This is a genomic window from Pseudochelatococcus lubricantis (assembly GCF_011762225.1).
In the GTDB taxonomy this organism is placed as follows: Bacteria; Pseudomonadota; Alphaproteobacteria; order Rhizobiales; family Beijerinckiaceae; genus Pseudochelatococcus; species Pseudochelatococcus lubricantis.
This window is the reverse complement of the sequence record NZ_JAASQI010000002.1, coordinates 194,421-220,893: the sequence shown is the minus strand read 5'-3', so window position 1 is coordinate 220,893 and position 26,473 is coordinate 194,421. Positions and strand designations below refer to the sequence as shown.

General features: G+C 64.1%; 30 protein-coding genes. 18 read left to right on the top strand and 12 right to left on the bottom strand.

Annotated features, from left to right (window positions below; all coding sequences use genetic code 11):
* Window positions 1–98: 98 nt before the first annotated feature.
* The 12 genes from fliR to FHS82_RS04690 form a co-directional block, all read right to left on the bottom strand.
* Complete coding sequence (gene fliR, locus FHS82_RS04745; RefSeq protein WP_166949357.1) at window positions 99–854, bottom strand: flagellar biosynthetic protein FliR; 756 nt, start codon at window positions 852–854, stop codon at window positions 99–101.
* A complete protein-coding gene (flhA, locus tag FHS82_RS04740; RefSeq protein WP_166949355.1) occupies window positions 854–2,944 on the bottom strand; it encodes a flagellar biosynthesis protein FlhA in 2,091 nt (696 codons plus the stop codon). Before flhA ends, fliR begins: the two co-directional genes overlap by 1 nt.
* Before the next feature lie 38 nt (window positions 2,945–2,982).
* Window positions 2,983–3,252 carry a flagellar biosynthesis protein FliQ gene (gene fliQ / locus FHS82_RS04735; protein WP_166949353.1) on the bottom strand — a complete coding sequence of 90 codons (270 nt, stop codon included), beginning with the start codon at window positions 3,250–3,252 and terminating at the stop codon, window positions 2,983–2,985.
* Window positions 3,253–3,282: 30 nt separating this feature from the next.
* Window positions 3,283–3,675 (bottom strand): flagellar hook assembly protein FlgD, encoded by a 393-nt coding sequence (gene flgD, locus FHS82_RS04730; protein WP_166949351.1) that lies wholly within the window; start codon window positions 3,673–3,675, stop codon window positions 3,283–3,285.
* A gap of 27 nt (window positions 3,676–3,702) precedes the next feature.
* Window positions 3,703–4,098 carry a flagellar biosynthesis repressor FlbT gene (gene flbT, locus FHS82_RS04725; RefSeq protein ID WP_166949348.1) on the bottom strand — a complete coding sequence of 132 codons (396 nt, stop codon included), beginning with the start codon at window positions 4,096–4,098 and terminating at the stop codon, window positions 3,703–3,705.
* A gap of 5 nt (window positions 4,099–4,103) precedes the next feature.
* Window positions 4,104–4,451 (bottom strand): flagellar biosynthesis regulator FlaF, encoded by a 348-nt coding sequence (flaF, locus tag FHS82_RS04720; protein ID WP_166949346.1) that lies wholly within the window; start codon window positions 4,449–4,451, stop codon window positions 4,104–4,106.
* Window positions 4,452–4,515: 64 nt separating this feature from the next.
* The gene (locus FHS82_RS04715; protein ID WP_166949345.1) at window positions 4,516–5,538 is read right to left on the bottom strand and encodes a flagellar hook-associated family protein; all 1,023 of its coding nucleotides are present in this window, start codon (window positions 5,536–5,538) and stop codon (window positions 4,516–4,518) included.
* 4 nt (window positions 5,539–5,542) lie between these two features.
* Window positions 5,543–6,952, bottom strand: a complete 1,410-nt coding sequence (gene flgK, locus FHS82_RS04710; protein ID WP_166949343.1) for a flagellar hook-associated protein FlgK — start codon at window positions 6,950–6,952, stop codon at window positions 5,543–5,545.
* A 91-nt stretch (window positions 6,953–7,043) separates the two neighbouring features.
* A complete protein-coding gene (locus FHS82_RS04705) occupies window positions 7,044–8,297 on the bottom strand; it encodes a flagellar hook protein FlgE (protein ID WP_343042509.1) in 1,254 nt (417 codons plus the stop codon).
* A gap of 100 nt (window positions 8,298–8,397) precedes the next feature.
* Window positions 8,398–9,768: a flagellar protein export ATPase FliI gene (gene fliI / locus FHS82_RS04700; RefSeq protein ID WP_246225081.1), complete on the bottom strand. Its 1,371-nt coding sequence runs from the start codon at window positions 9,766–9,768 to the stop codon at window positions 8,398–8,400.
* Between the two features lie 10 nt (window positions 9,769–9,778).
* On the bottom strand, window positions 9,779–10,507 hold the full coding sequence (flgF, locus tag FHS82_RS04695; RefSeq protein WP_166949341.1) for a flagellar basal-body rod protein FlgF: 729 nt from the start codon (window positions 10,505–10,507) through the stop codon (window positions 9,779–9,781).
* Between the two features lie 7 nt (window positions 10,508–10,514).
* On the bottom strand, window positions 10,515–11,999 hold the full coding sequence (locus tag FHS82_RS04690; RefSeq protein ID WP_166949338.1) for a DUF1217 domain-containing protein: 1,485 nt from the start codon (window positions 11,997–11,999) through the stop codon (window positions 10,515–10,517).
* 185 nt (window positions 12,000–12,184) lie between these two features.
* Between FHS82_RS04690 and motA the strand changes: the two genes are divergently transcribed.
* The 18 genes from motA to FHS82_RS04600 all read left to right on the top strand — a co-directional run bounded on the left by motA (window position 12,185) and on the right by FHS82_RS04600 (window position 26,450).
* Window positions 12,185–13,084 carry a flagellar motor stator protein MotA gene (gene motA / locus FHS82_RS04685; RefSeq protein ID WP_166949335.1) on the top strand — a complete coding sequence of 300 codons (900 nt, stop codon included), beginning with the start codon at window positions 12,185–12,187 and terminating at the stop codon, window positions 13,082–13,084.
* Between the two features lie 2 nt (window positions 13,085–13,086).
* A complete protein-coding gene (locus FHS82_RS04680; RefSeq protein ID WP_166950213.1) occupies window positions 13,087–14,025 on the top strand; it encodes a flagellar motor switch protein FliM in 939 nt (312 codons plus the stop codon).
* Window positions 14,026–14,366: 341 nt separating this feature from the next.
* A complete protein-coding gene (fliN, locus tag FHS82_RS04675) occupies window positions 14,367–14,753 on the top strand; it encodes a flagellar motor switch protein FliN (protein ID WP_166949333.1) in 387 nt (128 codons plus the stop codon).
* 141 nt (window positions 14,754–14,894) lie between these two features.
* A complete protein-coding gene (locus FHS82_RS04670; RefSeq protein ID WP_166949331.1) occupies window positions 14,895–15,926 on the top strand; it encodes a flagellar motor switch protein FliG in 1,032 nt (343 codons plus the stop codon).
* 108 nt (window positions 15,927–16,034) lie between these two features.
* The gene (flhB, locus tag FHS82_RS04665) at window positions 16,035–17,108 is read left to right on the top strand and encodes a flagellar biosynthesis protein FlhB (protein ID WP_166949329.1); all 1,074 of its coding nucleotides are present in this window, start codon (window positions 16,035–16,037) and stop codon (window positions 17,106–17,108) included.
* A gap of 25 nt (window positions 17,109–17,133) precedes the next feature.
* The gene (locus FHS82_RS04660; RefSeq protein WP_166949327.1) at window positions 17,134–17,616 is read left to right on the top strand and encodes a hypothetical protein; all 483 of its coding nucleotides are present in this window, start codon (window positions 17,134–17,136) and stop codon (window positions 17,614–17,616) included.
* Window positions 17,617–17,767: 151 nt separating this feature from the next.
* A complete protein-coding gene (gene flgB, locus FHS82_RS04655; RefSeq protein ID WP_166949325.1) occupies window positions 17,768–18,160 on the top strand; it encodes a flagellar basal body rod protein FlgB in 393 nt (130 codons plus the stop codon).
* Window positions 18,157–18,597 (top strand): flagellar basal body rod protein FlgC, encoded by a 441-nt coding sequence (gene flgC, locus FHS82_RS04650; RefSeq protein WP_166949323.1) that lies wholly within the window; start codon window positions 18,157–18,159, stop codon window positions 18,595–18,597. The genes flgB and flgC overlap by 4 nt, the downstream gene beginning before the upstream one ends.
* Window positions 18,597–18,923: a flagellar hook-basal body complex protein FliE gene (gene fliE, locus FHS82_RS04645; protein WP_246225077.1), complete on the top strand. Its 327-nt coding sequence runs from the start codon at window positions 18,597–18,599 to the stop codon at window positions 18,921–18,923. The genes flgC and fliE overlap by 1 nt, the downstream gene beginning before the upstream one ends.
* Before the next feature lie 114 nt (window positions 18,924–19,037).
* Entirely contained in the window at window positions 19,038–19,829 is a 792-nt protein-coding gene (gene flgG / locus FHS82_RS04640) for a flagellar basal-body rod protein FlgG (protein WP_166949319.1), read from the top strand.
* A 51-nt stretch (window positions 19,830–19,880) separates the two neighbouring features.
* Window positions 19,881–20,378 carry a flagellar basal body P-ring formation chaperone FlgA gene (flgA, locus tag FHS82_RS04635; RefSeq protein ID WP_166949317.1) on the top strand — a complete coding sequence of 166 codons (498 nt, stop codon included), beginning with the start codon at window positions 19,881–19,883 and terminating at the stop codon, window positions 20,376–20,378.
* A complete protein-coding gene (gene flgI / locus FHS82_RS04630) occupies window positions 20,375–21,472 on the top strand; it encodes a flagellar basal body P-ring protein FlgI (RefSeq protein ID WP_166949315.1) in 1,098 nt (365 codons plus the stop codon). Before flgA ends, flgI begins: the two co-directional genes overlap by 4 nt.
* Complete coding sequence (locus FHS82_RS04625; protein WP_166949313.1) at window positions 21,469–22,143, top strand: MotE family protein; 675 nt, start codon at window positions 21,469–21,471, stop codon at window positions 22,141–22,143. The genes flgI and FHS82_RS04625 overlap by 4 nt, the downstream gene beginning before the upstream one ends.
* Window positions 22,140–22,859 (top strand): flagellar basal body L-ring protein FlgH, encoded by a 720-nt coding sequence (gene flgH / locus FHS82_RS04620; protein ID WP_246225075.1) that lies wholly within the window; start codon window positions 22,140–22,142, stop codon window positions 22,857–22,859. The genes FHS82_RS04625 and flgH overlap by 4 nt, the downstream gene beginning before the upstream one ends.
* A gap of 30 nt (window positions 22,860–22,889) precedes the next feature.
* A complete protein-coding gene (locus FHS82_RS04615) occupies window positions 22,890–23,408 on the top strand; it encodes a flagellar basal body-associated FliL family protein (protein ID WP_166949309.1) in 519 nt (172 codons plus the stop codon).
* 41 nt (window positions 23,409–23,449) lie between these two features.
* The gene (gene fliP, locus FHS82_RS04610) at window positions 23,450–24,178 is read left to right on the top strand and encodes a flagellar type III secretion system pore protein FliP (RefSeq protein ID WP_166950211.1); all 729 of its coding nucleotides are present in this window, start codon (window positions 23,450–23,452) and stop codon (window positions 24,176–24,178) included.
* A 175-nt stretch (window positions 24,179–24,353) separates the two neighbouring features.
* Complete coding sequence (locus tag FHS82_RS04605; RefSeq protein ID WP_166949307.1) at window positions 24,354–25,298, top strand: SPFH domain-containing protein; 945 nt, start codon at window positions 24,354–24,356, stop codon at window positions 25,296–25,298.
* 33 nt (window positions 25,299–25,331) lie between these two features.
* A complete protein-coding gene (locus FHS82_RS04600; RefSeq protein WP_343042508.1) occupies window positions 25,332–26,450 on the top strand; it encodes an esterase-like activity of phytase family protein in 1,119 nt (372 codons plus the stop codon).
* Window positions 26,451–26,473: the final 23 nt, after the last annotated feature.

Sequence of the window (26,473 nt, the reverse complement as noted above, 5' to 3'; positions counted from 1 at the left end):
TTGGTAAAATATAAAACTCAGAGCGCATCGTCTTATTCCATCACAGATCCTGGCTTCTCCTCAACCGTTACTGTCCTTATCCAAGTTCATTACGCTCTCTAGCCGTACACCAGCCAGCGTGAAACTCCCTTAATGAATTCGGATAGCATTTCATTAACAAGAATATAGAGAAGGAACATGCCACCGGCGATAACGAAAGGCATCGATATGAAATAGACCTGAATCTGGGGAGTGAATTTGTTGACGATACCAATTGCGAAATTGACGATCACCGCATACACGACTATCGGTGCGCTGATGCGCAGCGCCAGAAGAAACGAATTCCCGAACTGATCCACAACGCCGACCAGCGACAGCCGTGACTGGAATAGCAGGCCCGGCGGCATATTATCGTACGAAGCAGCGACCGCGCGCAGCACCTCCCAGTGCAGATCGGCGGCGAAAACGAGCATCGCGGCGGAGAGCCCCAGTATAGTTCCCACCGGCGGCAGAGGTTCCATCTGGTCGAACGAGACGCCGGATGGATTGCTGAGACTGAGCGACATCGCGATCAGTACACTCAATGTCTCGAAGGCGAGAAACATCAGCCTGCCCAGAAACCCGATCCAGATGCCCGACAGAACCTCCGAAACGACGAGCAGGATCAGAAACGCGAACGGCTTGCCCTGGAACGCGGCATTCACCTTGTCGTACAGTAGCGGAAACAGCGTCAGCGCCACGGCAAACGCCGCGTAGAGCCTGATACGGGCAGGAATGCCCGCATGCGACAGGCCCGGCATCAGCATGAAGCAGCCGCCGATGCGACACATCAGCAGCAGCGCGCCGACAACAACGTCCGAGGCGACCGACGGCATCACGATATCGCCCCGAGACTCTCGATCTCTGTTCCGCGCGCGATCTCCACGTGAGACAGCACCGCAAGGGCCGGAAACATCCGCTCGACGATCATGCGGACATAGGGGCGCGCGTCGGGAGCCGCAACGAGCACGAACGCCTTGCCGGTTCCCAGATGCTTGCGAATGGCCTTCGCTGCCTCGGCTCCGAACTCCTCGACACGCGCGGGGTCGATATCGATCTCCAGCACGTCGCCACGGGCATCGCGCTTGATGCTCTGATGAAAGACGAGATCCCAGCGGTTGCCGAGCCGCAGCACCCGTAGCACGCCCTCGTCGGAAAGGTCGCCGCAGATTTGTTGCGCGATCCGCAGGCGTACGTGCTCGACGATCTGCTCGGTCTTGCGCACGTGCGGGACGATCTCGGCGATCGCCTCCAGAATGAGGTTGATATTGCGGATAGATACACGCTCGGCCAGCAACAGCTTGAGAACGGCCTGCAAGCCCGAATAGGATATCTGGGCCGGGCAGATGTCGTCGATCAGGCGCTTGTATTCAGGGTCAAGCTGGTTGAAAAGTATCCGCATGTCCTTGTAGGACAGCAGCAGCGGCAGGTTGTTCCGGATGACCTCGCCGAGATGCGTCAGCAGGACGGAGAGACTGTCCACCGGCGAAAGGCCGAGGCGCCTGGCGTCGTTGGCATAGATCTCGTTGACCCACACGGCCTTCATGCCGAAGGCGGGCTCGCGCACCTCGTCTCCCGCGATATCGGGCTTGGCACCGTCACCGACGATGACCAGGAAGTCGTTGAGCCGCAGTTCGTGCGACGTCACGATGGTGCCGTGGATCCTGATCTGATAGCTTTTCGGCGGCGTGGCGAGACTGTCCGTCAGCTTGATTTCGGGGACGATGAAACCGTATTGCTGCGCGAACTTGCGGCGCATCTTCGAGACACGGTGCATAAGTTCGCCCTGGTTGGCCTTGAGCCGCACCGACAGTTGCCGCCCCATGCACAGCTCGATCTCGGCCGTCTTCAGCGTCTCGCGGATCGCCTCGCGCGTATCCACCCGCTCCAGGGCGCGTTTGTTCTGGAGTTCGATCTCCTCCTGCGCCTGCAATTCCGCCCGCCGGCGGGGGATGATATAGCCCACGGAGGCGAGCATGCCCGCGAGCGCGAGGAACGGCAGCATCGGCAGGCCCGGCGTGAGCGCCATCAGCGCCATAAGGCCCGCCGAGACGAACAGCGCCTTGGGATAGGCGCTCAGTTGCCCGAGCACCGCCTGTTCGGCCGATCCCTGCGTGCCACCCTTCGAGACCAGCAGACCGGCTGCGAGCGAGACGACAAGCGCCGGAATCTGCGAAACGAGACCGTCGCCCACCGTCAGCTTGGTATAGACGTCGGCGGCCTGCGACAGCGGCATCCCGTGGCGCGTGATGCCGATGACGATCCCGCCGAAGATGTTCACCGCCGTGATGATCAGGCTCGCGACAGCCTCGCCACGGACGAACTTGGACGCGCCGTCCATGGAGCCGAAGAACGCGCTCTCCTCCTCCAGTTCCCGCCGGCGGCGCTGGGCCTCCTTGTCGTCGATCATGCCTGCCGACAGGTCCGCGTCGATCGCCATCTGCTTGCCGGGAATGGCGTCGAGGGTGAAGCGCGCGCCCACTTCCGCGATGCGCGTCGCACCCTTGGTGATGACGAGGAAGTTCACCGTGATCAGGATGGCGAACACGACAAGCCCGATGACAAAATCGCCGCTCATCACGAATTGCGAAAAGCCGTGGATGATGTAACCCGCCGCCGTGACGCCCTTGTCGCCATCGGCCAGGATGAGACGGGTCGTGGCGATGCCGAGCGACAGCCGCAGGATCGTCGCGATCAGCAGCACCGTCGGAAAGGCCGAGAACTCCAACGGCTTTTGTATCCACAGCGCCACCATCAGGATGAGCACCGAAAGTGCGATGGACAACGCAAGGCCGATGTCGATCAGGAACGGCGGGATCGGCAGGAACAGGATGAGCAGGATCGCGACGATGCCGATCGCGAAGCTGACGTCGCGGCCCTTGTTCCCTTGCGTCGCGTTCAAGCTGCCTACAAACAGATCGGCCATTCGGGATCATTCCGGCAAGAGGCTGCAATCATCGGCGTTCACTCGAACCCCGTCACGATGCGGCCGTACACCTGTTCGGCAAACGTGAATATCCTGCCGCCGGTGAACGACCCGGTGAGCGCGGTGACAGCGAGGATGACGAGAATCTTGGGGATGAAGGTCAGCGTCATTTCCTGTATCTGCGTCAACGCCTGGAACAGCGCGATGATGATGCCGACGACCATCGCGGCCGCGACGGCCGGACCGGCGCCGATGATGACCGTCCAGATTGCGGATTGAACGAGATCGAGCGCATCGGCCTCATTCATGCCCGCTCACCCCTGCGTTTCCGGCCGTTATCACGAGATCGACACTCCGCCGCCCAAGAGCAGCGTCTCCCCGCTCCCGAGCGTCGCGAGAGCGCCCTCATCCGTGACCCTGACCGACACAATTGCGCCGGATACCTGCCCGTCCGCCGAGGTCGCCGTACGGCCGATCAGACCATTGGCTTGGGACAGGGAGTGTGCGGACAGCAGCGAGTCGAGCTTCTTGTTGGTGGCAACGCTCTGCTCAACCTGCGAAAATGTCGCGAGCTGCGCCAGCGACTGGGCGGCATCCATCGGCGCGGTCGGGTCCTGATGCTTCAACTGCTCGACGAAAAGCTTCAGGAACGCCTCGTAGTCGAGCGTCGTCTTCGATGCCTGCTTCGTACTCGCCGCCGCTGCCTGCCCCACGTTACTCACCGACACCATCATCGTCTCTCCTTCCGGTTGCGGCGGTCATGCCACCTCGCGCATCCTTTCGTCCGTCCCGCCTTCGGGACGAAACAGGCCGCGCAGGACGCGCAGCGCCTCGAAGGCGCGCCGATCCGCGACAAGCGCGCCAACCTTGCCGAGCCCCTCGACGATGGTCGCATCGCGATAGGCTTCCTGCATCGGCGCAATCAGATCGAGAACCGACGGACGCGCGGCCGGCATCGACGCGGGATCGATCAGCATCGACTGGATGATGAAATAGAGCTGCTTCAGCGGCGTTGTCGCATCTTCGAACTGCATCACATGCGCCTCCAGGAGAAAAGTCGCATCGTTCAGCAGTTCGATCGTCACACGCCGCTCAAACCGCAGTACTGCACCGTTTATGAACAGTCTCTCGCCGGCCTTGAGGTTCAAACGCATAGCTTTTACTTTAATCCGTCGCGAACGATCCTGTTGACGCTGATGAGGCCCGAGACATCGCCCGCGTCGCCAAAACGAATCCGTTGCGATTCCTGTAAAATCCATCCGCCGATCGAGATCAGCGACCCGCGCAGCTCCTCCGGGAGGGCGTTGTCCGGATTGATGAGGTCATCGATCAGAAACTGCCAAAGCTCGGCTACCCGGGTGAGCGCCAATTCGTTTTGCGCAGACCCCGGGCCATGCCGGGCGCCGTCCTCCAGCAGCTCGATAACGATATCGAACGCCTGGCGCTCGCTCGAACGGATGGACAACGGATCGTTCTCCATCATTTCGCCGTAAGAAAGCATGTACATGTTCATGATCCTGTGCGAAACAATTTCCATAATGCGTCGATGAGATCCGGCATCCGGCTATACGCTACAGGTATTTGAGAAGACTGAGGTTTTGCAGCCGCGCCGTCAGGGCATATGACAGGTTCAGTTGCAGCTCGAATGCGTCAGATGCCACTTTCGCCTCCGTCGCATCGACCCCTTCGAGCGACCTCAGGTTTTCCGTCACCAGTGTCTCCTGTGTCTTGAGCCGCTCGTTCACGGTCTTGATGCGCGTCTGAGCCCCGCCGAGGTCGGCTTGCATGATCGTCAGCCCGTTCACCGCCTCGCCAAGCTGTGCGATGGCGTGGGAGACGGCGGTCTTGAAGGCGCTTTCATTCAGGCCGGACGACGGAAGCGCGCCGAGCACGGCATAGGCCTGTGTCAGTTGCTGAAACGCCCTGGCGTTGGCATTGACGGATGTTTCGATGGTTTCCGTCGCCGAAATCCGGGTGCTGATGTTGGTATCGGATGCAGCGGACCAGTTCGTCTCCCACCCTGCTGCGGTAAACAGGCCGCTGAACGCGGCGCTCGACAGGAATGTCTCGAACTGCGCCGCGGTCACCCCGCTGACAGGAGCACCCAGACCCGTGACATAGCCGTCGAAAGCTACCGCGACGGCGTCCGCCCCGTTCTTCATCGGCGCCGTATCCGTCTTGATGCCGCCGAACAGCCGCGCACCTGCGAAGGACGAATTCAGCTTGTCGATCAGCGCCGCCAGATTACGGCCGGCTTCGCCCTCTATCGTTGCGGACCCCAGGGAGTTGGTCGGCAGGCCCGTCAGTGTCGACAGCATCGAATCCGCCGTCTCGCGCAGCTCGGTGATCACCGCTTGCGTGACATCGAGCCGCCCGGCGGCGACGCCGTTCGAGATCATGAGCGTGCCGATGCGGCCGGCCTCCTGATGCAGGATGGCGGCATGGCCCGTCTTCGCGCCCAGAACGAGGCCGACATCCGCATGCCGCTCCGTGACGATCTCCTTGCCGAGACGCGCGATTTCGGCCTGCGCGTTTCGGGCGTAAAGGCGCGGGCCGTTCAACAGGTTATAGGTGGATACGAAATTCGCGGACATGGCCTTACCTCACGGCATTCAGCAGGCTCTGGAACATATTGTCGACGACGGAAATCAGCTGCGCGGAGGCGGCGAACAGCCGTTCCAGCTCAAGCTGCAATGCCGTTTCTTCGTTGATGTCCACCCCGCGCGCATTCGACAGCGAGGTCGTGACGAGTTGCACGACGGCCCCGTTCGACTCGGCGGCCGAGTAAGCCGCTTTCCGGCCGCTCTCCACCCAACTGACGGTCGCGGCTGCGTAATCGAGCGGCCTCTTGCCGCCGAGCCCGGCGACGGCCGTATCGCCGAGCTGACCGAGCAGGCCAAAGAGCTGGTCGGCATAAGCCGGAGCGCTTTCTGTATTATAGGAGTAATTGATGCCGTCGCGCAGTTTGCCCGGATCGCCGGAAGCCCTGGAATCGACGGCCGCGTTGATGGCGATCGTGCCCGCAAGTCCGCCCGCCGAAGCCGGCAGCGCGGCAGAACCGCCCCCGCCCACGAAAAGTCCCTGAAGATCCGCCCCTGAAGCCGCCGGATCGACTTCCCGAAACGCCTGGATCAGCCCGAACGCCAACGTGTCGAGCTGCGCCCCATAATCCTTGACGACCTCGTTATGCAGTTCCGTCAAACCAACCAGCTTTCCGCTCTTCGAAGGCATCTGCGGTGCATCGCCAGCCACCTGCACGCCATCGATGAACACACGGGCGGTTCCCCCGCCGACTTCCGCCCGCACCTCCCGGGCAGTCGTCTCGAACAGCGTCACGCCGCCGTCCGTATAGAGCACCATGTCATTGTTGGCGCGCGTCACGATGGACACGCCAACCTCCCCTGCCAACTGGGCGACAAGAGCGTCACGGCGGTCGAGATCGTCGGTAACGTCCGAGCCAGCGACCGAACCGTGTACGACACGGGCATTCACCTGCCTGAACTCCTGTAACAAGGTATTGATCCGCCCCACGGAAGTCTTGATCTCCTCCGCCGCCCCGCTGCGCACTTCGTTGACGACCGAGGCCGCGTCGTTGAGAGCGACCGCCAGATCCCTGGCTCCGGTCACGGCTGCACGGGCCAGATTGTCGTCGCCGGGCGCGTTGGCATATTCGGTCAGCGCGTCTGTCAGCGCGCCGAGCCGCGCGACGAGCGACGTCCCCGCTGACGTATCACCGACCGTGTCCGACAGGCGCATGTACCCGGAGAGCAGCGCCCCGTCGCGGGCGGAAGCCGAGGTCGCCTCAAGATAGCGCTCGTAAAGCCGAGTGTCGCCCGCCCGTGTGGGGCCGGCGGCGTAAACGCCGCCGTTCTCCATGACCAGCGGCGACAGCTTGCGCGAATAGTTGGGATCATTGGCGCCGGCTACATTGAGCGCGGAAACCATGATGCGCTTCGAATTGGCCGAAAGCGACAGCTGCGCGGCATTCAGGGCTGCATCCAGACTCATGACCTCACAACCTCCAGACCATGCCGGCGACACACGGCCATACCCGGCGAACCATCCGCATCGCGACCCGCGCCACGCTCAACCACGCCGGTCAACGTTTCAGATTCACCAGAACTTCGAGCACCTCCGCCCCGGTCTGAAACACCTTGGAATTGGCGGTATAGTTACGCTGGGCCTCGATCATGGTTGCCAGTTCGTCCGCAAGATCGACGTTCGACGCCTCCAGAGCCGATGTGCGGATGGCGCCCAGCCCGCCCTGTCCCGGGAAGCCGACTTGCGGATTACCCGAATCGTAGTTCGCCTGAAAAACACCGCCCGAGAGCGCCGTCAGATTATCGGGGCTCGGCACGTCGGCGAGGGCGATGCGGTAGGCATCGATCGTCGAACCGTTCTTCATCGCGAACGAAACGATACCATCAGCGCTGATGCTCACGCCCGTCGTCGTGCTCGGTGCATTGCCGTTGAACTCCGGCTCAAGCGGCGTGTAATCCGACTTGAGCTGGGTAAGGCCGGAGAGGTCGACAGTTGTCGGCTGACCGCCAGGCACCGTGAACGCCGTTTGCGCAGAAGCCGGCGCGGTAATAGCGCCGGTCGTGCCGCTGAATGTGAGATTCGTGGTGACGAGAGCCCCGCCCGTATACGGAAATCCGCCGCCCGTTGCTGCGGCCTGATTGAAGATGCTCATTTCCCACGTGTTAACGCCGGTCTTCGTAAAGTAGATATCGATCATGACGTCGCCGCCGAGGTTATCGTAGACAACCATCGACGACTTCGAGGTAAAGGTGGAAGTTGTCACATTAGCACTCGGCAGGCTTGCCGCCGCTACAGCGGGGACATCGCCCCGCCCGTTGAGGTTCGCTGCGAAAACGCCCTCTGTGGTCGGCGTGGCCTGCATGTTGATATTGTTGACATTGATGCGCTCGCCGCCGTTCAGGCTGTTGAGCACCACACTGGCATCGCCGTCCCGCAATTGATAGCCAGTCAGGTAATAACCGGCCGCGTTCACGAGATAGCCCTCGGCATTGGGCACGAAGGAGCCCGCCCGCGTCATGTACCGGGCGCCACTGGAATCCTCGACGACGAAGAAGCCGTTGCCGCGCAGCGCCAGATCGGTCGTCGACGTAGTGGAGTTCAACCCGCCCTCCAGGCTGACCGAGCGCCTGACGGTGGTTTCCACGCCGCCGGAGTTGAAACTGCTCGAACTCGACGGCAGCACGAGCGGCGCAAACTCCGTCGATACCTTCTTGTAGCCGGTGGTCGAGGCATTGGCGATGTTGTCGCCGACCGTGGCCAGCCGGTTCGCCTGAGCCTTCATCCCCGACGTCGCAGTTTGCATGATGCTCATGGACAGCTCCGTTGCCGATCGTTCGCGCACGGTCAATCAACACCATGTGCCTTGCGCGAGGCTCACCACGGTGAAAAGTCGATAACCGGTGACCACGGCCCTATTCGGCGCGCAGCGCGTCGGCCAGTTCCTGAAACGGGTCCTCGCTCGTCGGCGAGTCGAAATCCTGCCGCAGCGCCTCGTAGATGCGCGGCACCAGCGCCACCGCCTGATCGAGTTCCGCGTCGAGCCCCGGCTGGTAGCCGCCGACGAGACGCAGGTCGCGCGTGTCCTCGAAACGCGCGATCATGGCTCGCATCCGGCGCAGCAGGTTACGCTGCTCCGGCGTCCACGACAGGGTCGCGAGGCGCGAGATCGAACTCAGCACGTTGCCGGCTGGATAGCGGCCCTGATCCGCGATGCCGCGGTCGAGAACGATGTGGCCGTCGAGCGTGCCGCGGATGTTGTCCGCGACGGGATCGTTATGGTCGTCGCCATCGACGAGCACGGCAAAGATGCCCGTGATCGTGCCGCCGCCCTCGAAACCCGGCCCCGCGCGCTCCAGCAGCCGGGGCAGATCGCTGAAGACGCTGGGCGCGTAGCCGCGCGCCACCGCCGGCTCGCCCGCCGCCAGCGCCACGTCGCGCGCGGCATGCGCATAGCGCGTGACCGAGTCCACGACCATCAGCACGGCCTCGCCGCGATCCCTGAAATATTCCGCCACCGCCATCGCTGTGCGCGGCGCCATCCGCCGCATCATCGGGCTTTCGTCACCTGTCGAGACGATGACGACCGCACGGGCACGGTTTTCCGCCAGCGGCCCCTCCAGAAATTCGCGCACCTCCCGCCCGCGTTCGCCCACCAGCGCCACCACGACCGTATCGAACACCCGGGCACGCGCCAACATGCCGAGGAGGGTCGACTTGCCGACACCCGAGCCGGCGAAGATGCCGATGCGCTGCCCGAAACACAGCGGCGTGAACAGATCGAGCAGGCGCACGCCCGTCCGCAGCGGCGTCGTCACGCGGGCGCGGGAAAGCGCCGCCGGCGGCGGCGTATCGACCGGCATCTCGCGCTCGCCCACCGCCAGCATGCCGCCGCCATCGATGGACTCGCAGAAGGCGTTGAGGACGCGCCCTTTCCAACTCGCGTCTGGACGTACCGTCATGGCCCCGTGGTGGAACACACCGGAGCCGATCGGCGCCTCGACACGGTTGCCGAAGGGCTTGATCGTGGCGCCCGCCTCGTCGATACGCACAACCTCTCCCGGAAGTCCGCCTTCCTCGAAAACGACGCGATCCCCCAGCCGCACCTGCCGCGAAAGCCCCGCGACACGGCAATAGGCCGTCGTGACTTCCAGGATGGAGCCGCCGATGCGCACGAGGGGAATGTCCCGGTCGCAGGCGGCGGCAACCTGCTCCAGCCTGGCAAGGATGGTGCGCCCGCCGGCAACGGGCGTCTCTGTCATGAGGGGAGCAGCGACTGGACTCATGAGCAGTCTATCAGGACGCCGGCCCGAGATCGCGGATGGTCTGGTCCAGTGTATTTTCCATCGTGCCGGAAGCGGTCGCCGCCTGCTCGAACCGGCGCTGGACCGCGATGAGCCGCGTCATCTCCATGACGGGATTGACGTTCGACTCTTCAATGTATCCCTGTGCAATACCCGTGTTGACGAAATCCTCGACCGGGACCACGGCGCTCGGGTCGGCAGCCACGGCCCCGCCGGAGGCGCGGCGCAGATCGGCCCCCGGCGCGATCTGGAACAGCCCGACGGCGCCGACGACCGCGCCGCCCTGCGAAACAGCGCCGTCCGGCGCCACCGATATGTCACCGCCCAGCGGATCGACGGCGAGCGGCGCGCCGCCCTGGTCCAGCAGGGGATGCCCGGTCACCGTCACGATATCGCCCATGTCGGTCATCGTCAGCCGGCCGTCGCGGCTGTAGCGCACGCCAGCCGGCGTCTGCACCGCGAACCACGCATCACCCCTGACGGCAAGATCGAGCGGATTGCCGGTCTGCGTCAGCAGACCCGGTTGCCGCGACAGGAACATCTTGCCGCTGCCGGCGAATGCTACCGGCACGGGCCCCGTGCGCGACAGCACGCTCTCGAACGTCGTGCCCTCGGCACGGAAGCCCGACGTGTTGATGTTGGCGATGTTGTTCGCCACGGCGGTCAAGTGGCGTTCCAGCGCGACTTGGCCGGACAAGGTTACATACAGTCCCGATTGCATTTCGCCCTCACCGTCCCAGGCTCTGGCGCGCCTGAAGCAGATCATAGCTGATATCCGCGAGCCCGGAGCCGCCGCCGAAGAGCGACAGGACCGGCGCGGACGCAGCAGCCGTATTCGACTCCGCCAGCAGCAGGAAGCGCGAGATCAGCTTCTCAACCTTTTCCGGATCCTGAAAATCCGCGATGCCGATGTGCCGCTCCATCATGCGCACCTGCGCATCGAGGTCGGAGGCCGCCGTTTCCGGCGGAACGCCGAAGGCCGTACGCACAACCTCCGCAAGCGCCTCATCGCCGAGAATGTCGTAAAACGACTTGATGCCCTCGGCCTTGCGCTGGAAGTAGAGCGCGAGGCGGACGTTGGTGTCCTCATTGCCGATATCGACTTCCAGCGTCTGGCGGATATAGGCCTGCACCGTCTTCTCCACGTCGCGCACCAGCGGTGCGACGGTCGGCGTCCCGTCGCGCTCGAAAGCAAACACCGCGCTGAAGGCCTCGAAATTCGCGCGGTCCGCCGCGTTCGTCAGCGACAGCGCCCGCGCATCGCCCTTGAGCGCGGCAACGATCGCCTTTTCCTGCCCGATCAGATGTTCGAGATCGAAGGCACGCAAACCGACCGACAACGTCTGCCAGTTGCCCGCCAGGTCGTCGGCAACCTTGATCTTGTCGAGACCCTCGTAGAAAGCGACGATATCGTCATCCACGCCCGCGGCAAGCCGTTCGCCAAACTTCGGCGCCTCCATACGGTAACTGGCGATCACTGCCTCCTGCCCCTCGGCGCCGCCGGATGCCAGAAACGCATCAATGAACCGGCCAAACCTGTAGCGGCCATCCGCGTCGTCGATACCGACCGTATCGAGACCCGAGATGTAGGCGCCGGAACCTCCGGCAGCACGCGCGGCCATCTCGTCGGTCACGACTTTGCGAACCTCGCCAGGCTGAAGCGCCTGCCGGTCGAGGCCGAAAGCGCGCAAAGTAAAAGTCAGCGCAAGATCGCTATTCAGGAATGCATCGAAATCCTTGAGCTTGTCCATCTCGATTCTGTATTCGAGAATCCGCTCCTCGGCTTTCCCGGAACCACGCTTGCCGATGCCGTCGAGATTGTCGCGATAGCGTTGCGCCACCGTCAGAGCCGAAGCCTGAAGAACGGGCGGCGCCCGGCCGGAGTCGGTCACCTGGAATGCGCCGGCCAGATCGAGATAGCGGCTGTCGGCCAGCCTCCCGGCATAGCTGTCCGATCCCGTTCCCTCGCTGACGACCCTGCGTATCAGCGCCCGCGCGTACAACAGCTCGTCCATGCCGTAGGCCTTGACCGCGAAGCCGTAAGTCCTGTCGTCGTCGAACAGGTCATCGACGGACCGGATATCGGCAGCAGCCTCCGTGAAACGGGCAACGTCGCGCGCGAGCGCGGGCTCCGCCGCCTTCCGTGCCAGCGACCTGTCCAGATCCCGGACTACAACCTGATAGTTCAGATACGACGACTGCAATCCGACCACGAGAGACCCCGCTGCTGGACCGGCGACACCGGCGCCCGTTCATCCCGGCTTACCGCACCAAGCTTTCGCGTAGCTGTCCTGCTCGCCCGCCGTCGCGGCCCGGCTGTCCAGCCTCGCGCAAGCTTGCCGTCATAATGCTATCCGGCCGGCCATGTCCGGAAGCGGCTGGACGAGGAGTATGGTCCATGGGATTTGTCATAGGCTTGCTTGTGGCCATAGGCTCCATGCTCGGCGGCTTCGTGGCGATGGGCGGCCATGTCGGCGTGATCTGGCAGCCGTGGGAATTTGTCATCATTTTCGGGATGGCCGTGGGCGCCTTCATCGTCGCCCATCCTTGGAGAGTGCAGATCGATACCGGACGCGCGACGATCGAGGCGCTGCTGGGAAAGGTGCCCCGGCGGCAGGATCATCTCGCCCTGCTCGGGCTGCTGTTCGGGCTGATGCGGCTCGTCCGCACGCGACCGCGCAACGAGATCGAGACGCATGTCGACGATCCCGGAAATTCGACAGTGTTCGCCGGTTTTCCGACGATTCTCGCAGACAAGGAACTGACCAACTACATCTGCGACTATGTGCGCCTCATTGTCATCGGCAACATCAAGCCGCATGAACTCGACGCGCTTATGGACGAGGAGATCACCACGATCCGCCGCAATACACTGAAGCCTTTTCATAGCATGACGAGCGTGGCGGAAGGGCTGCCCGCGCTCGGCATCGTGGCTGCCGTGCTCGGAATCATCAAGGCGATGGGGGCGATCGATCAGGCGCCCGCCCTGCTGGGTGCACTGTTGGGAGCGGCGCTCGTCGGCACCTTCACCGGCATTTTCGCCTCCTACGGCATCTTCTCGCCCCTCGCCGCAAAGATCAAGGCGACTCGCGAGAAGCAGATCCAGCCCTACCAGATCGTGAAGCAGGCGCTCGTGGCGTTCATGAACGGGGCTATGCCACAGGTCGCGCTGGAGCACGGCCGCAAGTCGATCAGCTCCTACGAGCGGCCGTCCATCGACGACGTTGAGAGCGCGCTGATGTCGCCGGGCGGGGGCAGGCCCGCTGACGCGGAGCAGACCCAGCAGGAGGCTGCGTGAGAATGGACGGCGCGTGGAACGCCTCGTCCGAAAGCAAGGGGCGCGACCGCCTGCTGGACTCGACCGGCCTGTCTCTAGACAGGCTGCCGATGCTGCACGTCATCTTCGACCGCATGTCGACGATCTGGGTGGACGACTTCCGCCATCTTGCGGCCTCGCCTGCCTATTGCTCGCTGAGCACGATCGAAAGCGGCCGGATCAACGATATTCTCGAAATGTATGAGTCCAACGCCATCGCCGGAGTCTTTCAGGCCGTGCAGTGGGACAACCAGGTGCTGGTCGGTTTCGACCGCGACTTCATTTTCACGATGACGGAAGTTCTGCTCGGTGCCGACGGCACCGAGCCGCCCATCGACGACGAGCGGCCTTTCTCGACCATTGAGACCCGCGTCGCGACCATGATGTTCGAGCAGATCAGCAAGGCGCTGAGAACGGCCTTCGCCCTCGTCACCGATACCCAGTTCAAGCTGGAGCGGAGCGAGACGCGCATGGACTTTGCCGTCATAGGACGGCGCAACAGCCAGTCCGTGGTGGCGAAGTTCCTGGTCCAGGCGCTGAACAGCGGCGGCGAGATGTTCGTCGTCATCCCGCAATCCGCCCTCACACCCATGCGTCAGAACCTGTCCCGCGTCATCACCAGCGAGCCGACCGTGCGCGACCCGCGCTGGAGCAAGCAGATCGAGTCGGAGGTACAGCGCGCCGAGGTGTCGCTTCAGGCCGTGCTTGAGAAGCGCTACATGACTCTGGAGGAAATCGCCACTCTGGCCATCGGCCAGACCATCCAGCTGCAGGCCAACCCGCGAACGCTGGTAACGCTCGAAAGCGAGGACGAGCCCGTCTTCAGGTGCTTGCTGGGAAAATCCGACGGCTCCTACAGCCTGCGCATCGAGGAAGTCATCGACAACAAGAAGGACATCATCGACGATATCCTGTCCCGTTAGAGCAGTTTGCATTCAAGGCGGCCCATCGATTTGAATGCAATTTACAGTAAAATATAAATTTGGATTGCATGGCCTTATTCCATCGGAACGTCTGGCACTCTGGAGCCTCAGAACAGGAAATAGAGCCGCGACATGCTTCAGTTGTCCTGTTTTCTATTCCGGCTGGCATTTGAGCTTTCGTGGCCCCTGGAAGCGGCAGCTGCTTTCCGGAGCAATTCGACGTCCGGGGATCACCGGGCGACTGATCCGGAATCCGGTTTTCCGGAAGGTCCCAGTTTTTCAGGTTGCGTTCCCCTGCACGGGACGCACCGCAACGAGTCTTGATACGGGAATTTTGTACGATGTCCGAGGAAGCAGACGATCTGAACGCAGCGGACACCGATGACGGGACGCACGCCTTCATGCCCCATCAGTTCTCCTCCCTCGACGACGAGCGCCGCAAGGCGGGCGGCGGCGGGGAGCTGCACAGTTTCGATACGATCAAGCGGATTCCCGTGCTCGTACAGGTTGTACTCGGCTCGGCGACGATGCCGGTCGCCGCGCTGATGAAGCTTGGGCGCGGCGCGGTTGTGCCACTCGACCACCGGGTGGGTGAGCCGGTGGATGTCGTGGTCAACGGCCGGGTAATCGCCCGCGGCGAAGTCGTCGTCGTCGAGGACGACAACTCGCGGTTTGGCGTCCAGCTCACCGAGATCGTCGGGCCATCGACCGATGACGCAGTGGTCTGAGACGCGCCGGGAAGAATTCATACGGCGGGGCCGCGACCGAGAACCTGAAGCATGCCGCCGCTCTATTTTCCTGTTCAGGCATCAAACCTCCCGGGGAACCGCATCCGTCACCGGTTTGGTGCTTTAGTCGAGTGAAGCAAGATGAGCGTTCAGGGAACGGTAACCCGCAAGACTGTCTCTCTTTCCCGGGGTGTCGATCGCGTCGCCGCGCTCCTGCTCACTCTCGGCAGCCCGGCGGCCGGGCGTCTGCTCAAGCACTTCACGTCCGAGGAAATCAAGCTGATCACCCGCGCGGCGGCGGCGCTAGGGTCGGTTCCGCCTGCGCAGCAGGCGCAGCTCGTGGAGGAGTTCGCGGCACAGTTCCAGGCCGGCGCTCATCTCTTCGGCACGGCCTATGAGGTGGAGAAGCTGCTAAGCGGCGTGCTGCCGCCCGACCAGATCGCCGACATCATGGCCGACGTTCTCGGCAACTCCAGCCAGTCCATCTGGGAGCGCATTTCGGGTGTTTCCGAAACCGTTCTTTCAACCTATCTGCTGAAGGAGCATCCGCAGACGATCGCACTCATCCTCTCGCGAGTGAAGCCGATGTGCGCAGCCAAGGTGATGACGCACTTCTCGCAGGAACTGCGCAACAACGTCACCCGGCGCATGCTGGCGTGCAAGCCGATCGTGGACGAAGTCCTGCGGGTGATCGAGAGTACCCTGCACGAAGACTTCATGACGAATTTCTCCCGCAACATGGGAAGCGACACCCATGCGAAGATGGCGGACATCATCAACAAGATGGACCGCGATCACATGGAGGAGATGTTGCAAAGCCTCGCGCACGACCGCCCCAAGTCTGCCGAGATCCTGAAGGGGCTGCTGTTCACCTTCGACGACATCGTCAAGCTGACGCCGGCCGCTCGGTCGGCGCTGTTCGACGCCATTCCGGTGGAAAGGCTCATCGTCGCGCTGCGCGGCACGGATGCGGCCTACCGCGAGGTGGCTCTTGGCGCGTTGCCGTCGCGGTCACGCCGGGCGGTCGAGACGGAACTGGCAGGTGGCCAGCCCATCGCCCAGCGGGAGGTGCTTGAGGCGCGGCGCTTTATAACGGACCTCGCGCTCGACATGGCCGGACGCGGCGAGATCGATCTCGCCTCCGACGGCGAGCAGGAAATGTACGTGCAGTAACGTGCGCGGGTCGCACCGCCGCAGGACGCCGGAGAGATAATCGCAGAAGGCTTGCCGATCCGGCGCGGTCGGCGAAAGCTTCCGCCACGTGGGAGGCCGGAAAAGTCGATGTCAGAGGCAGCGGATCCGGACAGCAAGACCGAGGAGCCGACAGAAAAGAAAATACAAGACGCGATCGAGCAGGGGAACGTCCCTCAATCGCGAGAGATGGCTGTTTTCTTCTCGATCATGGGCATCTGCATCATCCTTTATCTGTTCATCTACAATTCCGTTGCCGTCCTCAACAGCTTCCTGGCCTTTTTCATCGATGCGCCGGAATCGATTTCCCTCACCACCGGGCGGGATGCGGTCGCGCTGCTTCAGCTCGTCGCCATAGGTGTCGGCGGGTTCCTGCTGCCGATCGTCTGCATTCTGATGGTGGGCGGCATATTGGCGTCCGTGTTGCAGAATCCACCCCGGTTCGCGCCGGGGCGTCTTGAGCCCAAATGGTCGCGGCTGTCGCTGCCCGGCGGCTTCAAGCGCATCTTCGGGCTTCAGGGGCAGGTGGAATTCGCCAAATCGGTCGCCAAGCTGCTGATCATCACCATCGTCTGCACCATTTTGCTGAACTCGGAGCAGCACCACGTCGTGAATGCCATGTTCAGCGACCCCAGCGCGATCCCGGAAATCGTTCTCGGTCTGGCCATGCGCCTCGTGTCCGCGATCTGCGTGGCGACAGTGGCACTCGTCGCCGCCGACCTGGTCTGGTCGCGGTTCAGATGGCGCAAGGATTTGCGCATGACGCGCCAGGAGATCAAGGACGAGTTACGCCAGTCGGAGGGCGATCCGCTGATGAAAGCACGCATGCGCTCCATCGCGCAGGACCGTTCGCGCCGGCGCATGATGAGCGCCGTGCCCAATGCGTCGCTGGTCGTTACCAACCCGACGCATTTCGCGATCGCACTGCGCTATGTGCCCGAGGAGGGCGGCGCGCCGGTCGTGCTCGCCAAGGGAAAGGACCTGATCGCGCTGGCCATCCGCGAGATCGCCCAGAAACACGATATCCCGCTCATCGAAGACAAGGCTCTCGCAAGGTCCATGTACGATAATGTCGAGATCGACCGGTCCATCCCGCCCGAATTCTATCGGGCCGTGGCCCAATTGTTCCATTATCTCTATCAGCGCAACGGCCGTCATGCATAATAGCCCGCCAGAACGTTTCCGACCCGTGGCCACGCGGCCGGCCGGCAAGGCCTATGAGGCCGAACGGCTCATTTGCCATAACATCAGGCCGTTCATCGTCGACCTATGCTATGTCGACCGGTCGTTCCTGGTCGCGAGCGTCGCCAGCCGCAATCATGGCGCCATCAACGACATCATCGAATCCTCGTCCGAGATGTTCTTCAAGCCGGGCACGCTTCGCTACACGTTCGGCTCACACGTCTCAGAACGCCGCGATCCGGCGGGACGCCACGATGCTGCCCCCGCTGTCTCGTTCGGCATGCGCTTCGCGCACGAACTCGTGGCCGTCTCCTTCCTGCTGCACCTCGCGAACGACTTCGCGGGCGTGGCGCTGGCGGACGGCAGCATGCCCTATGGCCGGTCTGCCGAGGCTCTCGGCCAATTGTCGGCTGCGTTCTGCGCCGCACGCCTGTCCGGCGGGTTCGACCTGCCGCACGATTGTGACCCGAAACATCACCCGTTTCATTGAAGCGGCGATCCTGGCCAGCAGGGGTGAAAACGCGCACCGGGCGACAGGTTCGGACAAGGTTGTGCGCGTAGGCTGGATACGGATGGTGAGACATGGTCCGCGCCCGGCACGGGCTGTCGCGGACGCGAGTCTCGCTTATCGGGAGCTGGATATGGAGCCACTATACTTGTTTGACCTTGCCTCGCGGCAGACCGACTGGCTGACAACCCGCCAGACGGCAATCGCGCGCAACGTCGCCAACGCGAATACGCCCGGCTATCGCACCCAGGACATCGAGCCGTTCGCAGCGACGCTGGGCAGAACGGCCCTGCGGCTGGCGACCACGGCGGAAGGCCATATCGGGTCCGATCCGGCCCGGTCGCAGGCGGCGCGCGTGCGCGATGAAAAGGGACGGAACCCGGATATCCATCACTCCGGCAATTCCGTCAGTATCGAGGAGGAACTTCTCAAGGCGGGCTCCGTCTCCCGGCAATACAGCCTGAATACGTCCGTCGTGAAGAAGTTTCACTCGCTTATCCTGTCCAGCGCGCGGGGGCCCGGATGACGATCGTCCCTGTTCAGAACCGCGACTGGCTCGACCTGTCTTCCCGCATGGCCTCCGCCGCCATGCAGGCACAGTCCACCCGCATGCGCGTGGTATCGGAAAACATCGCCAATGCGGATGCGACGGCATCGACGCCGGGCGGTAACCCTTACAGACGCAAGACGATCACCTTCCGGCAGGAGCTGGACCGCGCGACCGGCGTCGAGATCGTCGGCACGCGCGACATCGGCACGGACAAGGCGCCATTCGGCATGCGCCTCGATCCGGGGCATCCGGGGGCGGACACCGAAGGCTATGTCAAGGTGCCCAACGTGAACGTGCTCGTCGAGATGGCGGACTTGCGGGAAGCCGTTCGCTCTTACGAGGCGAACGTGCAGGTCGTCAAGTTCTCCCGCTCCCTGTCCTCGATGACCATCGATCTGCTGAGGAACTCATGATGGCGGCAACAGTCAACGGCATTACGGCAACCAGAGCGTTCGGCGCGTCGGACGGTGTCGCGGGGTTGCCTCAGGCGGGACGCACGGCGGCCACCGCCGCCTCTGCCACCGCTGACTTCGCCGCCGTGCTCGGTTCGCTGGTCACCGACGCCGCGACCTCGCTGCGCAAGAGCGAGGCGGCGGCAGTGGCCGGCATCGAGGGGCGCATGCCGACACAGGCGATCGTCGAGGCGGTCCTGACGGCGGAACGGTCACTGCAGACAACGCTCGCCGTGAGGGACAAGGCCGTCGCCGCCTATCAGGAAATCAGCCGGATGACGATCTAGAGGCTGTCAGTGACTATGGGCAGGGTCTGGATGAGATCAAGCCGTCCGGATGCGACGCCGCAGTCGGCCGGGTGGTTGCCGTTCCGCCGGATATCACGCTGAGGAGGGACCATCATGAGCATACTGGCCATCGCGGCGACAGGTGCTAACGCGCAACAGATCAATGTCGAAGTGATCGCGAACAACATCGCGAACATCAACACCACGGGCTTCAAACGCTCGCGCGCGGAGTTCTCCGATCTGCTCTATCAGAGCCTTCGGATACCCGGCGTGCCGAACCAGACGGCGGACGGGACCGTTCCGGAAGGCGCGCGGCTCGGCGTCGGCACGCAGGTGACCGCCATTCGCAACGTTCACAAGCAGGGGGCGCTGACGCAGACCGGCAATGAACTCGACGTCGCGGTCGTCGGGCGGGGCTGGTTCCAGATCACGGGGCCCAACGACGAGATTCTCTACACGCGCGCCGGCGCGTTCAACAAGAACGAGAACGGCCAGCTCGTGACGCTCGACGGTTACGTCATCGAGTCGCCGTTGGCCGCGATCCCGCAGGACACGACCCAGATCACCATCAGCGAGGCCGGCCAGGTGGTCGCCCTTGTCGGCAACAACGGGGTGCCGCAGGACCTCGGACAGATCAACATCGCCACCTTTGCCAACGATGTGGGTCTGGAGCCGCTGGGCGGCAACCTGTTCCGAGAAACGCTGACGTCGGGTGCGCCTGTGGTCGGCCTCCCCGGCAATCCCGGTTTCGGCACCATCAAGCAAACCTATCTGGAGGCGTCGAATGTCGACCCGGTGAAGGAAATCACCGAGCTGATCAGCGCGCAGCGTGCGTACGAGATGAACTCGAAGGTGATACAGGCCGGCGACGAGATGCTGGCGACGATTTCCAAGGGGATCCGGTAATTGAGGCGCGGCGCCCCCGGGCCCGGTCCTTCAATACAGCCGGCAGTTGTCATGGTACGCAGTTCCGCCCGTTTCAGAACCCTCCTGTGCGCGATCGCGGCGCTCGCCTTCATGCAACCGGCGGGCGCCCAGACGGGTCGGGAACCGATCGTGCAGGGCGTGTTCGCAGTCGCCGTCGTGACTGTCTATCCCGGCGACACGATAACGAAGGACATGGTCGACGAGCGGGAGTTCGGGCAGTTGCGGCCGGTGCGCGGCGGCTATGTCGCGTCCGCGCGGGCTCTTGTCGGCAAGATCGCGCGGCGCACGCTGCTGCCCGGGCAGGCCATTCCAGCCAACGCCGTCGAGAACGCGAAACTTGTGCGGAAAGGCATGCCTGCCCAGCTTGTTTTCGAGGAGGGCGGGCTGACGATCATCGCTGTCGTCACCCCGCTGCAGGATGGCGAACTCGGCGAGCTTATCAAGGTGCGCAACCTCGACAGCGGACTGATCGTCCATGGAACCGTGCAGCAGGATGGCTCCCTGCGCACCGGGGAGCCCGTGCGATGATTAAGATCCTGCTGGCCACGCTGTTCATCCTGCACGCGGGCCTTGCGCTCGCCAGCACCCGCATCAAGGATATCGTCACGCTGCAGGGCGTGCGGGACAACCAGTTGGTCGGTTACGGGCTGGTCATGGGCCTGCAGGGCACGGGCGACTCGCTGCGCAATTCGCCGTTCACGGAGCAGGCCCTGCAATCGATGCTGGAGCGCATGGGCATCAACGTCCGCAACGCCACGTTGCGCACCCGCAACGCGGCGGCGGTCATGGTAACGGCGGACATTCCCGCCTTCGCGGGCACCGGCACCCGCATCGACGTGACGGTCTCCTCGCTCGGCGATGCCCAGTCGCTCAAGGGCGGCACACTGTTGGCGACCCCGCTCATGGGCGGCGACGGCTACAATTACGCCGTCGCGCAGGGGCCGATCGCCGTTTCCGGCTTCATGGCCGCGGGCGAGGCGGAAAACGTGACCCAGGGCGTGCCGACGGCAGGCCGCATCCCCAACGGCGCCCTGATCGAGCGCGAGCTGCCGGGGCGTTTCGCCGATATCGCCCAGCTCGTGCTGGAGCTGCGCAACCCGGATTTCAACACGGCCTCGCGCATCGCGGATGCCATCAACGGCTACACACGCCAGCACTTCAAGACGGCGTCCGCCCATGTGCGGGACCAGCGCAGCGTCGTGGTGCAGCGCCCGGCCAAGATGAATGGCGCACGTTTCATGGCTGCGATCGGCGACCTCACCGTCATCCCCGACACGCCCGCCAAGGTGGTCGTCGACCAGCGCACGGGCACGGTCGTGATCGGCCGTGATGTGACGGTTTCCACGGTGGCGCTGACCCACGGGAATCTCACCGTGCGGGTCACCGAACTGCCGCGGGTCGCGCAGCCGGCCCCTTTCTCCGATGGCGAGACAGCGATTGAACCCAGAACCCAGATCACCGCCGAGGAGCAGAACGGGCATCTCGCCATCGTGACTGGCACCAGCCTGCAGTCGCTGGTCCATGGCCTCAACCAGATCGGCCTCAAGCCGACGGGCATCATCGCCATCCTTCAGACCATCAAGACGGCGGGTGCCTTGCAAGCGGATCTGATTGTCCAATGATATACACGCACGCGACCACTCCCCTCGCACGCAGGTCACTGGCCGGATCGGCTGCGGTATCGTTGGCGACGATCCTGCTGGCTTTCGCTTTCGGCGTATCGCCCGCAACGGCGCAGACGCAGCCGGTCGGCGCGAAGGCTGGAGAACGCGGGGAGGCGCCGCGACAGCCGGCTTCCGCGTCGTCCGGCGCCGATGCGGCAGCCAATCCCTACTGCGCGGCAATCGTCGACGCGGCGGCGGACGCCCGTTTCGCATGGCAGGCGAAGACGCTGGAGGCGATGCGGATCGATATCGAGGAACGCGCGGCGAAGCTTGAGGAGAAGCGGGCGGAAACCGAACTATGGCTCAGGCGGCGGCAGGAATTTCTGGACAGGACGGAGGAGCGCATCGTCGCGATCTACGCACGGATGCGGGCGGACGCCGCTGCTGCCCAGATCGCCGCCATGCAGGATGATGCCGCCGTCGCCTTGCTGTCGAAAATCGACACGCGCAGCGCCAGCGCCATCCTCAATGAAATGGAGCCCGGCAGGGCCGCGCATCTCACCGGCGTCGTCACCGGTGTCCTGAAACGGGAGGCCAGGAATATGGCCAAGAGTAGCGCCCGAAACGCCGCCAGGGACATGTCGAAGGATACGGCTGGCAATGCCGCCGCGAGCGGGGCAGGACCATGACGATGTCGCGAGCGCCCCGTACCCGGATATCCGCCGCCCTGCTCGGCACGGTCATGCTCGGCGGGTGCAGCGGCATCAACGATCTCGGCCGAGAACCGGTGATGACGTCGGTCGGCACCGGGCTCAACGTGGCCCGCGCGCCACTGCCGGGGAACTTCCCCACATGGAACGGCCATGCCTATCATTCGCTGTGGGGGCAGCAAGGGCAGGCGCTGTTCCAGGACCCGCGCGCCGCCAATGTCGGCGACATCGTCACCGTCATCATCTCGATCAACGACAAGGCCCAGTTCGACAACACCTCGGAGCGCAAGCGCGCGTCGAGCGCCAATCTGGGTGTCAATCTCGGTTTCAACACCCCGACCCATTCCACAAGCCTGTCGGGTAACGGCAGCGTGACGTCCAACACCCGCGCGAAGGGCGAGGGCACGATCGATCGCTCGGAAAAGCTGAGCCTGTCGATCGCTGGCGTGGTGACGGAGGTGCTGCCGAACGGCAACCTGCTGGTCAGCGGCTCGCAGGAGGTGCGCGTAAACTACGAGGTGCGCGTGCTGAACATCGCCGGCATCGTCAGGCCGCGCGACATCTCGCGCAACAACACCATCGCCTACGACAAGATCGCCGAGGCCAGGGTTTCCTACGGCGGGCGTGGCCGGGTCACTGAAGTCCAGCAGCCGGCGACGGGCCATCAGCTTTACGACGCGCTGACTCCCTTCTGATCCCGGCATTCCGTCAAAGTGAAAGAAGCCATGGCCGAACTGACGATCGTTGACCAGCCCGCCGCGCCCTCCTCCGGCGGGGTGCGCGCCGTGCTTCTGGCGGCGCTGGTGCTGACTGCCCTCGCGATTCTGCTCGGCGGCGGCATCGGCTTCCTGATGTCGAGCACCATCGAGGAGAATTTCCGGAAGAAGGAGCAGGAGGCCGAGGCCGCGCGCGCGATACCTTCCACGCTGCACTACAACGGCGATATCATGCTGGTGAAGCTCAAGCCGATCACGACCAACCTGATGTCGCCGGACACGGTGTTCATCAAGATCGAGTCGTCCCTCGTCGTGGACCAGGCCGTCCGCACCGACGGCAACCTGCTTTCCGTGTTGTCGGCGGAGATATCGCAGGATGTCCTGACCTACCTGCGCACCGTCACGCTGGCGCAATTGCAGGGGCCGGCCGGGCTGCAGAACCTGCGCGAGGACCTGAACGACCGCGCCGCCATCCGCTCCGGCGGCAAGGTTCGCGAGTTCATCCTCGAAACGATGGTGGTGCAGTGAACCTCCGCAAGCGCCTGAGGGCGCCGCTGCTTGCGGCTGCCATGCTCGCCGCCGCGCTTCCGGCGTCGGCACAGATACCGGATCTGTCGGCGCTCGTTCCCGCCGGTGACGGCACGGCTTCCGGGCGCATCATCCAGATCGCGGCGCTGCTCACCGTGCTTTCGGTGGCGCCGGGCCTGCTGATCATGGTGACGAGCTTCACCCGCCTGATCATCGCGCTGTCGTTCCTGCGCTCCGGCCTCGGCCTGCAAAGCACTCCGGCCAACATCGTGCTCACCACGCTCGCGCTGTTCATGACGTTTTATATCATGGCGCCCACCTTCGACCGCGCATGGCAGGGCGGCGTGGTGCCGCTGATGGAAAACCGCATCACCGAGGAGGAAGCCTATGTGGAAATCACCGGGCCGTTCCGCGAGTTCATGCTCTCGCAGGTCCGCAACAAGGATTTGCGCCTGTTCGCCGACCTCGCAGCCGCGAACTTTCCCACGCCCGCCGGGCAGGAGGTGCGGGACCCGATTGGTGACGGGGTCGAGCTGCGTATCCTCATCCCCGCCTTCCTGATCTCGGAGTTGCGGCGCGGATTTGAAATCGGCTTCCTGATCGTGCTGCCCTTCCTCGTGATCGACATGATCGTGGCGACGCTCGTGATGTCGATGGGCATGATGATGATGCCGCCGACAGTGCTCGCACTGCCTTTCAAGGTTCTGTTCTTCGTGCTGATCGACGGCTGGAACCTGCTGACGGGCGGGCTCGTACGCTCGTTCTTCTGAGGAGCGCCGCACTGGCGGGTGCTTCACACGGCCGTCGCCGGCGCGTCATAACCTGCCGGGCGCGCGGCGGCCCCTTGCCGCGCCCCACCGGGGCCGCTTATGGTACGCGGCCTTTCCGGAAGATCGCTGCCGGAAAGAGACGATGGACACGAGCCCGGCCCGAAAGGAATTCCCGGTGACGAAAGCTGTTGTTACGGACCGCCCCGCCCTTGCCTTCAACGGCTATTTCGCGCTCATCGTCGGCCTTGCCGTTCTGCTGGCCGCACTGGGCCTCGGCGCGCAGGAACTGCTCGCCCCGGCGACGTTTCGCGGCCCCGATTTCGGCAGGATCACGCTCCTCGCCCTGGTGGCGATCGTGGCTTTCTGGTCGCTGACGGGCACCTATTCGCTCCAGCCCAACGAGGCGGCGGTGGTGCAACTGTTCGGCGCCTATATCGGCACGGACGAGACACCGGGCCTGCGCTGGACCGTGCCGCTGTTTTCCCGCACCATCGTATCGAAACGGCTGCAGACGCAGGAGGTGGGGCCGCTCAAGGTCAACGACCGCTCGGGCAACCCCATCGAGGTCGGCGCGGTCGTGGTGTGGCGCGTGTTCGATGCCGCCCGCGCCGCCTTGCAGGTCGACAACTACCGCCAGTTCGTCGGCTCGCAGGCGGAAACCGGCCTGCGCCATCTCGCCGGCAGCTATCCCTATGACACCTGGTCGGGCGAGCCCGTCCGCATCCCCTCGCCCGCGCCGGATGCTCCGGCGGCGGCAGTCACCGCGCTGCGGGACGGCGGTGAGGCGCTGGTGGAGGAACTCACCCATCAGATCGCCCAGCGCCTCGCGCCCGCCGGCATCGCGGTGGACGAAGCCCGTTTCACGCATCTCGCCTACGCGCCGGAGATCGCCCAGGCCATGCTGCGCCCGCAGCAGGCGGCGGCCGTGATCGCCGCGCGCGAGATCATCGCGCAGGGCGCTGTCAGCATCGCCGTCGAGGCGGCGGAAACGCTGGCAAAACACGGCGTGAGCTTCGACGATCAGGAGAAGGCCCGCATGATCGGCAATATCCTGACCGTTCTCGTGTCCGACAAGGACGCCTCTCCGGTGCTCAACATCGGCGCCCATCGCCCTGCCTGACCATACATGGAATCGAATCCTGGGAGCTGAACCGTGACGGAATACCGGACGACGAAACGCTGGATGCGGGCCGCCTGTGCGCTCGCGCTCGCCTGCGGCATGAGCGGAGGCGCCGTCGCAGCCGGGCGCGAGCCGTCGCTGATCGGCGAAATCCGCCTGCCCACCGGCCTCGCCATCGGCGGCGTGGCGTTCGGCGGCATTTCCGACCTGGACTATGATCCGCGCAGCGGGCTGTTCTACGCCATTTCGGACGACAGGGCCGAGAATGGCCCCGCCCGATTCTACAAGCTGAAACTCACGTATTCCCAGCGCGGCGGCGCGGGCGTCGATATCGTCGAGACCGTTCCGCTGCGGGGCGAGGGCGGCGCGCTGTTCGCGCCGAAAGATATCGACCCGGAAGGCATCAGCCTCGATCCGCGCGGTGGCCTGCTGGTGTGGGCGAGCGAGGGCGACCGCCAGGGCCGCCCGGCCATCTATGAGGCGAGCATCGACGGCTACCAGCGGCGCACGTTCGACATCCCTGCCTATTACCTGCCCGACGGCGAACGGAAGACCGGCGTCCGCGACAACCTCTCCTTCGAGGGCCTGTCTCATTCGCCCGACGGCGCCACGCTGTTCGCCGCCCTTGAAAATGCGCTGACGCAGGACGGCGACAAGGCGACACTGCAAGCCGGGAGCCCGTCGCGGATCCTTGCCCTCGACCCGCGCAACGCCAAGCCCGTGGCCGAGTATGTCTATGTCACGGAGCCGATCCCGCGCGCGGCAACCGGCTTGCCGCCCTATGCGGACAGCGGCGTCTCGGCCGTGCTCGCACTGGACGGCGAGCGGCTTCTCGTCGTGGAACGCAGCTTCGCGGTCGGCTACGGCAACACCATCAGGGTGTTCGAGACATCGCTGAAGGGGGCAACCGACGTGCTGGGACGCACATCGCTGCGGGACACCGCCTACACCCCGGCGGCGAAGACGCTACTTTTCACGCTGGAGGAAGGCACGTTCGGTCTCGACATGGATAACATCGAGAGCATCAGCTTCGGCCCGGAAATCGATGGCCGCAAGACGCTGGTGCTGGCGTCCGACAACAACTTCAACCCGCGTGGGCAGGTGACGCAGTTCATCATGCTCGCCTTCGATCCGGACGCGCCCGCGCCGTAGCGGCCCGCGCTATCCATCGCCAC

Coding starts and splice junctions, on each gene's coding strand:
- fliR (WP_166949357.1), bottom strand. CDS start 854: ATGCCGTCGGTCGCCTCGGACGTTGTTGTCGGCGCGCTGCTGCTGATG.
- flhA (WP_166949355.1), bottom strand. CDS start 2,944: ATGGCCGATCTGTTTGTAGGCAGCTTGAACGCGACGCAAGGGAACAAG.
- fliQ (WP_166949353.1), bottom strand. CDS start 3,252: ATGAATGAGGCCGATGCGCTCGATCTCGTTCAATCCGCAATCTGGACG.
- flgD (WP_166949351.1), bottom strand. CDS start 3,675: ATGGTGTCGGTGAGTAACGTGGGGCAGGCAGCGGCGGCGAGTACGAAG.
- flbT (WP_166949348.1), bottom strand. CDS start 4,098: ATGCGTTTGAACCTCAAGGCCGGCGAGAGACTGTTCATAAACGGTGCA.
- flaF (WP_166949346.1), bottom strand. CDS start 4,451: ATGTACATGCTTTCTTACGGCGAAATGATGGAGAACGATCCGTTGTCC.
- FHS82_RS04715 (WP_166949345.1), bottom strand. CDS start 5,538: ATGTCCGCGAATTTCGTATCCACCTATAACCTGTTGAACGGCCCGCGC.
- flgK (WP_166949343.1), bottom strand. CDS start 6,952: ATGAGTCTGGATGCAGCCCTGAATGCCGCGCAGCTGTCGCTTTCGGCC.
- FHS82_RS04705 (WP_343042509.1), bottom strand. CDS start 8,297: ATGAGCATCATGCAAACTGCGACGTCGGGGATGAAGGCTCAGGCGAAC.
- fliI (WP_246225081.1), bottom strand. CDS start 9,768: ATGAGTCCAGTCGCTGCTCCCCTCATGACAGAGACGCCCGTTGCCGGC.
- flgF (WP_166949341.1), bottom strand. CDS start 10,507: ATGCAATCGGGACTGTATGTAACCTTGTCCGGCCAAGTCGCGCTGGAA.
- motA (WP_166949335.1), top strand. CDS start 12,185: ATGGGATTTGTCATAGGCTTGCTTGTGGCCATAGGCTCCATGCTCGGC.
- FHS82_RS04680 (WP_166950213.1), top strand. CDS start 13,087: ATGGACGGCGCGTGGAACGCCTCGTCCGAAAGCAAGGGGCGCGACCGC.
- fliN (WP_166949333.1), top strand. CDS start 14,367: ATGTCCGAGGAAGCAGACGATCTGAACGCAGCGGACACCGATGACGGG.
- FHS82_RS04670 (WP_166949331.1), top strand. CDS start 14,895: ATGAGCGTTCAGGGAACGGTAACCCGCAAGACTGTCTCTCTTTCCCGG.
- flhB (WP_166949329.1), top strand. CDS start 16,035: ATGTCAGAGGCAGCGGATCCGGACAGCAAGACCGAGGAGCCGACAGAA.
- flgB (WP_166949325.1), top strand. CDS start 17,768: ATGGAGCCACTATACTTGTTTGACCTTGCCTCGCGGCAGACCGACTGG.
- flgC (WP_166949323.1), top strand. CDS start 18,157: ATGACGATCGTCCCTGTTCAGAACCGCGACTGGCTCGACCTGTCTTCC.
- fliE (WP_246225077.1), top strand. CDS start 18,597: ATGGCGGCAACAGTCAACGGCATTACGGCAACCAGAGCGTTCGGCGCG.
- flgG (WP_166949319.1), top strand. CDS start 19,038: ATGAGCATACTGGCCATCGCGGCGACAGGTGCTAACGCGCAACAGATC.
- flgA (WP_166949317.1), top strand. CDS start 19,881: ATGGTACGCAGTTCCGCCCGTTTCAGAACCCTCCTGTGCGCGATCGCG.
- flgI (WP_166949315.1), top strand. CDS start 20,375: ATGATTAAGATCCTGCTGGCCACGCTGTTCATCCTGCACGCGGGCCTT.
- FHS82_RS04625 (WP_166949313.1), top strand. CDS start 21,469: ATGATATACACGCACGCGACCACTCCCCTCGCACGCAGGTCACTGGCC.
- flgH (WP_246225075.1), top strand. CDS start 22,140: ATGACGATGTCGCGAGCGCCCCGTACCCGGATATCCGCCGCCCTGCTC.
- FHS82_RS04615 (WP_166949309.1), top strand. CDS start 22,890: ATGGCCGAACTGACGATCGTTGACCAGCCCGCCGCGCCCTCCTCCGGC.
- fliP (WP_166950211.1), top strand. CDS start 23,450: ATGCTCGCCGCCGCGCTTCCGGCGTCGGCACAGATACCGGATCTGTCG.